Annotated in this window: 12 protein-coding genes; all 12 read left to right on the top strand. The window is 40.5% G+C overall.

From position 1 onward, the window contains the following. Positions 1-593 (top strand): hypothetical protein (locus tag MHN79_RS07660; protein ID WP_239172385.1); only part of this gene is annotated, 593 nt, incomplete at its 5' end. 122 nt (positions 594-715) lie between these two features. Beyond that, entirely contained in the window at positions 716-1,312 is a 597-nt protein-coding gene (locus MHN79_RS07655; protein WP_239172384.1) for a hypothetical protein, read from the top strand. Next, the gene (locus MHN79_RS07650; RefSeq protein ID WP_239172383.1) at positions 1,309-3,198 is read left to right on the top strand and encodes an FHIPEP family type III secretion protein; all 1,890 of its coding nucleotides are present in this window, start codon (positions 1,309-1,311) and stop codon (positions 3,196-3,198) included. Before MHN79_RS07655 ends, MHN79_RS07650 begins: the two co-directional genes overlap by 4 nt. 11 nt (positions 3,199-3,209) lie before the next feature. Further along, on the top strand, positions 3,210-4,241 hold the full coding sequence (locus tag MHN79_RS07645) for an EscU/YscU/HrcU family type III secretion system export apparatus switch protein (protein WP_160930369.1): 1,032 nt from the start codon (positions 3,210-3,212) through the stop codon (positions 4,239-4,241). Beyond that, on the top strand, positions 4,238-4,996 hold the full coding sequence (locus tag MHN79_RS07640) for an OmpA family protein (RefSeq protein ID WP_239172382.1): 759 nt from the start codon (positions 4,238-4,240) through the stop codon (positions 4,994-4,996). Before MHN79_RS07645 ends, MHN79_RS07640 begins: the two co-directional genes overlap by 4 nt. Beyond that, complete coding sequence (locus MHN79_RS07635; protein ID WP_239172381.1) at positions 4,986-5,378, top strand: hypothetical protein; 393 nt, start codon at positions 4,986-4,988, stop codon at positions 5,376-5,378. Before MHN79_RS07640 ends, MHN79_RS07635 begins: the two co-directional genes overlap by 11 nt. Next, on the top strand, positions 5,365-6,369 hold the full coding sequence (locus MHN79_RS07630; RefSeq protein WP_239172380.1) for a hypothetical protein: 1,005 nt from the start codon (positions 5,365-5,367) through the stop codon (positions 6,367-6,369). The genes MHN79_RS07635 and MHN79_RS07630 overlap by 14 nt, the downstream gene beginning before the upstream one ends. Positions 6,370-6,382: 13 nt before the next feature. Then, complete coding sequence (locus tag MHN79_RS07625; protein ID WP_239172379.1) at positions 6,383-7,045, top strand: hypothetical protein; 663 nt, start codon at positions 6,383-6,385, stop codon at positions 7,043-7,045. Positions 7,046-7,050: 5 nt separating this feature from the next. After that, the gene (locus MHN79_RS07620; protein WP_239172378.1) at positions 7,051-7,266 is read left to right on the top strand and encodes a FliM/FliN family flagellar motor C-terminal domain-containing protein; all 216 of its coding nucleotides are present in this window, start codon (positions 7,051-7,053) and stop codon (positions 7,264-7,266) included. A 313-nt stretch (positions 7,267-7,579) separates the two neighbouring features. Next, complete coding sequence (locus tag MHN79_RS07615) at positions 7,580-8,107, top strand: winged helix-turn-helix domain-containing protein (RefSeq protein WP_160930381.1); 528 nt, start codon at positions 7,580-7,582, stop codon at positions 8,105-8,107. A 700-nt stretch (positions 8,108-8,807) separates the two neighbouring features. Further along, entirely contained in the window at positions 8,808-9,092 is a 285-nt protein-coding gene (locus MHN79_RS07610) for a hypothetical protein (RefSeq protein WP_160930383.1), read from the top strand. Between the two features lie 50 nt (positions 9,093-9,142). Continuing rightward, positions 9,143-9,832: a flagellar type III secretion system pore protein FliP gene (locus tag MHN79_RS07605; RefSeq protein WP_160930385.1), complete on the top strand. Its 690-nt coding sequence runs from the start codon at positions 9,143-9,145 to the stop codon at positions 9,830-9,832. Position 9,833 lies beyond the last annotated feature (1 nt).

Below are 9,833 nucleotides of genomic sequence, written 5' to 3'. Positions count from 1 at the left end.
GCGGGTCTAACCATGATCAGGGCCCTCGCCACAATGTGAATACACAGTCAGCGTCGACATTCTTTGATCCGGTTTCCGCTCGACAGGGGCAAAAAGGTCTTCAAAAAGCCCAAACGCCAGAAGCTGTAGAGGGAAGTCAACTAGCCGGTCCAGCAGATGTTACCGATTTTGAAGTTAGTTCCAGAAAGAGTGATTTTCCAGTGTCCGTCAACTCAGGAATTACCGGAGAAATCGATACCACAAAGGCAGAATTAAAGATTGACAATCACGTTGGCCGGTTTCTACCTATCAACGCTAGGACTGCCGCGAGCAAAGCCAGGGAAAATCAGCAAGTTTCTATCCTGAAAGAAGTGAATGGTACAAGAACTCTGTCTTACAGCAATCATGAAAATAAGGTGATATTAAGTGTTGGCTCTTGGTCGAATTCACCGAATAGTTTGCGTCAACCAAACATTCACTCTGTAAATATACAAAATTTAGCTAGGCAAAAAATGCAGGGCAAAGAGAGTGAGGGAGCTAGCGGGTTACATATTGTCGGTGGGTTTGCTTTCCATGTTGCCGATAAGAGGAAGTTTTACAGGCTTCATGAATAAAGCTTCCTAAATCCTACATACATTAAAAAAGACTAAGTTCATATTTAGTCTTTTTTTTTCTTTTGAGCCGCAAATACCTCGTCCAGTAAGCTAAGTGCCACTGATGAAATGAGGTGTTTCTCTTGTACATTGAACTTGAACCAGAGCAGCGAGTGATTCCGAAGATCACGTTTAAACGCAGTCATAATTCCAACGTTATAAAAAAATCAGAAGTCCGCTGTTTTCAAGAAGCTCAAGCACTTGTTATGGCTATGCAAGAGCGTGCCGATGAGTGTCAATCTATTCTTGAACAACAAGTCATTCAGATGATCGAAGACAAGGAAAAAGCGCTTAACGAATACGTTGAAGAATCCTACAACAATGTAATTGAAAACTGGGTCGAATGGCAAAATGACTGGTTTGATAATGCTGAATCCAAACTTGGTGAGTTGCTTTATGCGCAGCAGAAACAGCTTGATGAACTCAAAGAAGAATTGAAAGCGTCAATGGTTAGAGCGGTAAAGGAGCGTTTGGTCAAACTTAACCAAAGTGAGCACTTGATCGGCCATTTGATTGAAGTGCTTCATGAGGAAGTAGGTGATGAAGCAAGGAATTTGTCGGTTGATAAAACAGTTGAAGATAATAGCGTAACTCTGACTATAGAAAATGAAGATAGCATCGTTAGTATCAACACGGCTAGCCTAATCACTGAGCTGAGAGCAAGTCTGGATCAATTATGAAGCAATTGTTTAAAGGACAGTCACTACTATTTAATCCGAGTAGTGTCATTATTGCCCTGCTTTTACCGACGATTATATTGGTCACACTGCCCGGCGGTGTCATTGACGCATTTATTTTAGTCAGCTTTATCAGCTCAGCATTACTGCTTGTCATCATGCTTGAAAATGATGAACCACTGAAAGTGACTTTCTTGCCAACGGTTGTCCTGCTTCTGACTACTTTTCGCCTGTTACTTTCTATTGCAACCACTCGAAACATCATCGCCAATGAAGATGTAGGGGATGTGATAGAGACGGTTGGTGAGTTTGTTATGGGTGGGAACCTTATTTCAGGTTTGCTGATTTTTGTCATTATCACCATTGTTCAATTTTTGGTTGTGACCAAAGGTGGTGAACGTGTCGCAGAAGTAGGAGCTCGTTTCTCACTCGATGCCCTGCCAGGTAGGCAAATGACCATAGATGGTGATTTAAAAAGTGGCTTAATCTCAGGTGAACAAGCACAAAAACTGCGTGCAGATTTGAGCACGGAGAACAAACTTTTTGGTTCTCTAGATGGTGCTATGAAGTTTGTAAAAGGGGATTCTATAGCTGGGATTTTGATAAGCCTAGTCAACCTCTTTGGTGGTATTTATGTGGGAATCAATCAGTTCGACCTATCTCTATCAGAGAGCGTAAGCCGCTTTTCTGTCCTGACTATTGGTGACGGACTGGTCTCACAAATACCAAGTTTACTTTTATCTATGGCATGTGGTGTATACCTAACGCGTATTAAGGGGGCCGAAGAAGAATCTAGCCCCTTTATGGGGCAGCTCATGACGCAGATAGGCTCGTTTTGGAAAAGTCTATTGATTATCGGTGGGGTTATTTTTGTCTTAGGGGCATTGAATAGCAACTTGTTGTATGTATGTGTGCCTTTGGCTTTGATTTGTATATTGATAGCGTTTTTTCTGTGGCGCAAGCAAGGGCAGCCTGTGGGTGTTATGAGCTTTGAACCAACGGGTTCGGGCCTCTATGAGTCACTAAAATTCGTCTTACGCGATACCAGTCATCAAGTTGTAGTGCAGCGTAGAGTTGAAGATATCGAGCGTGTTCTATGGGGACAAGCACTTGGCACACCCGCTATTGATTTTGATAGTCAAATGGAAAGTGATATCGAGGTGTATATCTCCGATATTTGCGTGTTCAAGTTTAACCAAGACGATGCACAAGAAATGATCGAAGTACTGGGTGATGAAGTGTTTGTTCGTCAAGACGATGTGCTGACCAATATTTCAAGTGTTGCCAACTATTTCCTTAGAAAGCGTATGGTAGAGAAATATAATCTCCAATACACCAGTAATATCATAGAGGGATTAGCTGCGCAGAGTGAGGTCATGAAAAATGAGATCGATTCCGCGATCGGACTTAATCGAGTTCATGATGTGATGAAGGAAATGATTCGTGCGCCTGAGTTTTATTTGGATAGAGTCAGCTTTTTTGAGGCCTTAATATATTGGTCACGAGTCGAGAGTGAGCCGAAGAACTGGCTAACTCGTATTCGAAGTCAGGCTAGGTATGAGATCACATCTAGATTGTTAGCGGGAGAAGAAGGCATTCACGTCGCGCTACTGACACCAGAAATTACAGAAGCAATCGAGTCCTATGTGATGGGTGAAGTTGAAGATGTTGATCGTTTGATACAGATACAGAAAGGTCTAAGAAAAGAGATCCTACGTTTGACAACTCAATATGGACGTAAGCCGGTTTTAATTGTAAACGACAATGAGATAAACCCAGTCAAAGCTTTCTTCCAACAAGTCATGACTACCTTATTGATATGTAGCCATGGGGATATTACAGACCATTCATATGTGACAACTTCAGAGCCTCTTCAGGTAGCATCATAAAGAGGCATTAAATGGAGTCAACAGAGCCTAAAAAATATCCACCCACGGAAAAAAAGCTGCGCGACCTTAAAAAGAAAGGGCAGTTTCCGAAAACGGAATTAGCCGAGCCGACATTAGAGTTAGTTGTCTTTGCTATTGTGTTTATTGGCCTGATTTACTTCATGTTTGAAAATGCCAATTATTGGATGGAAGAAATTCTCCATTCCGATATCTATGTTGGTTTTAATTTGATGTATTCTCTAATTGCCGCGGTCATTGGAAGCTTGATGTTAGTGAAACTGATCATGGCGATCATTGATTGGGTATTGATTAATAAAACAGTGATCAATACTGAGTCGCTTGGTCTGAAGATGGAGAAAATTCATCCAGTTACCGGATTTAAGAATATTTTTGGCATTGAGGCAATGTCTCGTTCATTGCGCAAAGTTTTAGAATTACTATTTCTTTTGTTCTTGCTGAAGTATGTGTTCGATATTGCAGGCGGTGAGCTAAATACACTAAAGCAAGTCAACAACCGTAGTTTTTTTCTTTATAACTTTGTTTTTTATATGTTGCTTGTGTCATTGATATTTTTCATTTACGGCGTTTGTGTGGGGTGTGTAGATTTCTTAATTGAACAGTATCATTTTCGTCACAAAAATCGGATGACTTTCACCGAAATGAAGAATGAGATGAAGGAGACAGAAGGGTCACCTGAAATCAAATCTGAGCGTAAACGCAAGATGCGCGAGATTATGGATGCACCTGTAACCAAGGGAAGAAAGCCTACTTTTGCGTTAGCTAATCCGACTCACATACTTGTTCCCGTATGTTACGACAGAAATATAGATAAAGCGCCCGTTGTGCTTAAAATTTGTACCGACACATTAGCGCAAGAAGAAAAAGCACGTTTAAGAGCAATGAATATTCCGATTATTGAGCACAAGCCACTGGCGAGGGCTTTTCATCATAAGATGAAACATGGTGAAGACTTTATACCAAAAGAATTTTACCGGGATGTTGCCATGATACTTTCAGCTTTAAAGAAGCAGCAGAAAAAATGAAAATGACTAATAAAATTTGCCTCCCATCGGCTCTACTTCTATTACTCGGTGGGTGCAGTAACCAGATCCGTGACGATAATCTTGTCCTCGATTACGATTGGAAGCCTGATGTATATAATTTGGTGATGGTTGAAGTCGCTGATGCGGATAACTTTAAGTTCTGGGTACGCAGAGCACCAGAGTATGCTGAAGGTTCAGCTCACAATAAAGCATGTGTTGAAGTGGCAGAGCCCACAGAGCCAAATCGCTTTTATATCGCTAATCTCAATACTTATGGCTTAACTGAAGTGAAAAATTGCGAGGGAGACTACACGGCAGCAAGCAATTTAATGGCCCCAAGTAAAAGTCGTGGCTTTGGCGGCGATGAGTGGCGTGAAGTACAAGGGGTTTCAACCAGCTTACTCGACAACTCAAACTTATTGCTGAAGTTTGAAAGCCTGTTTCTTGTCAATGAGTACAAGCTGACTCGTCAAGGACGTACCACATTGTTTGCTACTGTTGATGAACTGCAAAAGTGGCCAGTAGAGTCTCTTACCGTTTATGGTGTTGCAGACTCCTCAGGTTCTTATACAAAAAACCGTGATTTAGCAGATAAGAGAGCGAGAGTGACTCGTGATTTTCTGATTGAAGAAGGTTTGAGAAATGTCCCAATCTATGTACGAGGTAGTGTTGAAAATGGTTTGCCTACCTCAGAACAAAGAGTGACTCAGAGACGTTTTATGATTGAGGTAAAACTAAAAAAACATGAAAAATAGAAAATTCTCTTTGTTGCTTAATGAATTCGTAAAGCTTAATCAAGGCGGTGATCTTCGACTTGATGAAAGTAATGTTTTGGTTTGTCATTATGGAGAGCGGCAAGTCATTGTTGAAGATGGAACTCGAGTCGGGCTTGAGGGGCAGTTAATTTTGTTGTCAGAATTGAATAGCCACGACTTAACGGCTGAACTCGCCGTTAAGTTTAATGCTGATTTTTCGCTGACTGGATGCGGCTATATTGGTCGAATTGCGGATAAAGATTATTATATTCTTAATCATACTGTTCCAGAGCACCCCCAAGAACTCCAGCAATTGTTAAGTCAGTTTGCTGCTCAAGTCGACTTAATACATGGTGAGATAAATAATCATGTGGTTGATTGAGTTTGTTGACGGTCACTTAAATGGTATTTGTCTACCTTTTGATGACAGTTTTTCTTTAACGGGCAATAAAGACGCACAGGCCAAAGACCTGTTGTCGGTTCCTGAATATTTCCCTAGTAACACAGAGTTGAACTTCGAGGTTAAAGACAAGAAGGTTCAAGTTTCAGGGCTGTCGCGTGGGAAGAAAATCAAGCAGCTCAAAGAAAATCGTATTTATAGATTTAGGGGACTCGGCTTTTTTGTTTATCAAGAAGGATCGAGGCGTCCAAATCTGCGCCGCTATCGATTTAGGCAATATAAACTATTAATCGCATTCAGCTTAGTCATAAATATTGCTGCTGCGTTCGCTCTTTACTTAGGTTTTATAAATTACCAGCATTCCCAAGTGGCTAAATACATAGATGTTATTGAATCTGGATACATTAAAGATGGCGAGTTGATAGTGTTCGATAAAAGTGCTGTCGCTAGTCTGCCAGAGTTCTTACAGAAAAATATCAGATTGGTGGAATCTAATGATTATTTTAGAACGAGTAGGCTTGATATTGATCTCGTTTCCGAATATTCCGGTAAGTCGATTGCTGGCAGGTTGGTGTCAAAGGCTGACCGAGATGAAATCGTGATTAATACCTATGAGCGAGATAATCATATTATGGCTTTGTTTGGTGATTATGGGCTGAGCTTTAGCAAGCGAGATGATTATTGGTTGGTGTCCGATCGTGCCAAAGCAAGCCAAATATTAAAGTCAGCGGGTTTGAGCTCTGTCATTGCGCAGCTTAAATCACGTAGAGATGAGACTCAGATCATTACAAGTAGCGAGTTTCCATATTCGATTTTTTATTCCACCAAGTCTGGTGGCTATATATACGACCAACAAGGGCGCTATTGGGAAGGTAGTACTGTCCCGCGTTTAGGGGTCATTCAATCCATCACACGCGATAAAGTCGTATTTAAAGATGGGCAACAAACTCGAGTTTACCTCATTCAACCTTAATTAGGAGAATCGTATGTCAGAAGTTAATCTTGGAGTGTCTCCGACCATCACTGCGTTAGAGTCAAGTAGTGATATGGCCAGTGTGATTGCCAATAGTAGCCCTGTGGTTAAGCGAGCAGCAGATAGCGCCGCTGACACTCCAACCTATCAACCGCTATTTTCAGCAGGCTTTAGCGATCCATTGGATTTAATTGATGATCTACTGAGCATGTATATTGAGACGCAAACCAAAGCGGCCGATGATTTAGCAGAAGAAATAGAGAAGAAGTCGGATGCTATCGCTGAAATCAACCGTCTTTGGGGCCAAATCATGATAGATGGTTTGGATGGTAAAGATCCAGACGATTTTGGTCCAGCGAAGGATGGTACAACCTATATTGGTGGAAGCACTGAGTATTGGGAAATCGATAAGATTATTTGTGATCTCGAAGGTCTAACCCCTTACGACGATCATCAGGGTGAGGGGATAGCCTTTATTACAGGTGGTGACAGCAGCCCTACTTATGATCAGTTACAAGAAATGAACGCTAAGATGACGGCTTACTGTGACAAAATTCAGGTTGAGTTGGATACTCAGCAACAAGAATTTAAAAATATGATGACAGAAATTTCCTCTGCTCAGGAAGAACTGCGTGATGTTAGACGTTCTGTTGTTTCCATGTCACAACAGGGATAAATGTGATGAAAATAGCTATAGATGTTGTGGTTGGACATACCACAATGACTCTAGATGAGCTTAATCAGCTTCAATCAGGGCAAGTGAAACCATTAACAGACTTCGTTCAATCGCAAGTAATCCTCAAAAGTGGTAATGAATTAATCGCAACAGGTACGTTAATTAAGGTTGATGACCAGTACTGCGTTTCAATTGACGAAATTAACGAGTTAAAAAATTAATCATTATATATCAACAACTAAGGCAACCGAAAACGGTTGCCTTTTTTGATGTTTTTATATTTATATGTTTTTTTATTGTCAGATCTAACAAAATCACGGTTTTTTTCATAATTTTTTCATCCTTTTTTTTGAAAACTAGTACATTCTCTGTCTGGCCGATGTCATGGTTCGCTAGTACGCGAGTCTTAATTACAAATTGAATCAGCAAAATCAAATACGATATTGGCATTGAGGTTCTGAGTGATTAATTGTTGTCTATTAATCATTCGGGTGAATAGCATAGGGTAAAAAGAACTGAGAGTAGGGTTGAATAATGGATAGAAATTACGTTCTGGGTAATCAGGTGATTTTTGACATTCTAAAGCGTGAAATAGTTGCAAGTGACCAAGCCGTGAGCTTGGGTGGACGTGAAGCCGCAATACTTAAGTTGTTATGTGAGCAAGGCAACAAAGTAATTAGTAAAGATGAAATACATGAAGAGGTATGGGGTAAGGTATTAGTGAGTGAAACTTCACTGACTAAAGCGATTTCAAACCTTCGCAAATCTCTTGGCTTGTTTGAGGGGCTTGCCTGCGAAATTAAAACCGTACCAAAAGAAGGCTACATGCTGATTATTGACGAAGAAGCTGTGGCAGAATTCTCTGCAGAGGAGATCCCTACCTTATCGATTAAAAGCATTGCAAGCTCGGTTAAACCAGTGCCTTCTTCCCCTCAATTATTACTGGATACTGAACCTGCAGGAAATATCTCAACAGGTGGAGCATTCTGGCTTACCTTAGTTTTTTCTGCCTCTTTGCTTTCTTCAGCATTAACCACAGGAATTTTGCTGATGGTTCGCTGAAGATCACACATTGACAAGGGCAACATTTTCAGGCGCCCTTGTTCTTAAATTTCTTCCATGTGACAACTTCAGTTTGAGTGGAAGAAAGTCTTCTAAGGTCAGCTCTGAAACTACAAGGGTACCTGACAGTAAGTGACCATAGTTATGTTTATCCCTTGCTCTAAATGTGGTCTATCTCGAAATATAATTTATGAGCCTCTAGACCAATGTTTAAATTTGTCATCGTTTCTCGTCTGATCAAGCTTTAGAGGTTCTTTACTGCAGCTAGACAAAGAGCTGCATATGCTAAAAGCAGCTAATAATCTCAACTCACCAGATCTAATACCTTAAAGTAGAGTGTTCTCGAAACTTGTATCAGCGATAGAAAATACCATGTGGTAGTCAATCGGTCTTGACTCACCGCCATCAGGTATTTTGCCTATGATACGATTAAAAATAGAGCCTAGATAATCTTAACGGAACATAGAGTGTGATTAATCCCATATATAAAGAGAATGGTGAGTTTGTGATGTATAGAGGTGGAATATCTATATCGAGTGTATCTGAATCGCAGCGCTTCAGATATTGGGACATGATGAAAAATGACTTTTGCTGCGTGTTTTGACCGTGCGTGATTTGTCACCTTTTTTCACTTCATTCACGCTATATGGGTTGCTAGATTTAGCGCTCCAAAGTATTGATTATTGATAGGACGAATTTTATGCCAAACCCTACTCCAGGAACTTCAGCTACAACTATCAACCCTGATAGCAACTTAACTACTGGTGAAGTAAGTGATAACTTCGAAGCGTGTATCGAGCAAGCGGATGCACAAATTGAAACATTTCTTGATGCACACACTTCAAATGGCGTTCTTGAGCTTTCAGCATCACAGTCGTTAGAGCTTCAGCAGTTGATGGCTGATCAAAGTATTGCAGCGCAAACCGGTACCTCTACTCTAAAGGGTGTGAAGGACTCTATTGTCGCTTCTGCGCGTAATATTTAACTATGCTGGGGCTTTTGCCCCGCTAGTATCGCTGTTTGTGAGGATAAGTTATGGTGCAGTTACTTAGTCCAGATAATGCGTTTTCTGGTGCTAACCTTGTGTTACTGCTTGTGTTAGCACTCTTATCTACCGTGTTCTTTATTTGCTTTTCTGGTTTTGTAAAATATAACATTGTCCTAAACATCATAAAAAATGCAGTGGGCACGCAGCAAATTCCTCCAACAATTGTGGTTAACTTGCTTGCTGCTTTAATGGCGTTAAATAGCTTATGGCCGGATATCAAACCTGGCCTCGAGCGAATAAAGCCTTACTTTTCCGAGCAACAGCAAGAAGAGAAACTTAACTTACCTTTAGATATTGGTATTGAAGAAGATAAGCCCAAAAATATTACTATGTATTATTTAGCCAGTAATATTTTTGACTTTTTCCCTGAAGTACTGAAAAGAGCAGAAGATAAGACTAATCAGCTTACATCAATGATTGACATCCCACTTAATTTTGATGAGGGAAGTGACACTTTTAAGTTCTTTTTAGGTAATTTAATTCTCGATTTATATCAGGGGTTTGAACTTGGCCTCAAGCTCTACATGGTGTTTGTAAGCATAGACTTTCTCATTGCAGTTGTACTAAGTGGAGTAGGGATGACTATGCTATCTCCTACTGTGATTTCAACACCAATAAAGCTGGCAGTATTTTATTTCTCTGATAGCTGGACTTTGTTATTTAGAGCTCTTGGTTAAC

The organism is Vibrio sp. Of14-4 (assembly GCF_022347625.1).
GTDB lineage: Bacteria > Pseudomonadota > Gammaproteobacteria > Enterobacterales > Vibrionaceae > Vibrio > Vibrio pristinus.
Note: the sequence above shows the minus strand (reverse complement) of the source record. Positions and strands in the feature narration are given on the sequence as shown.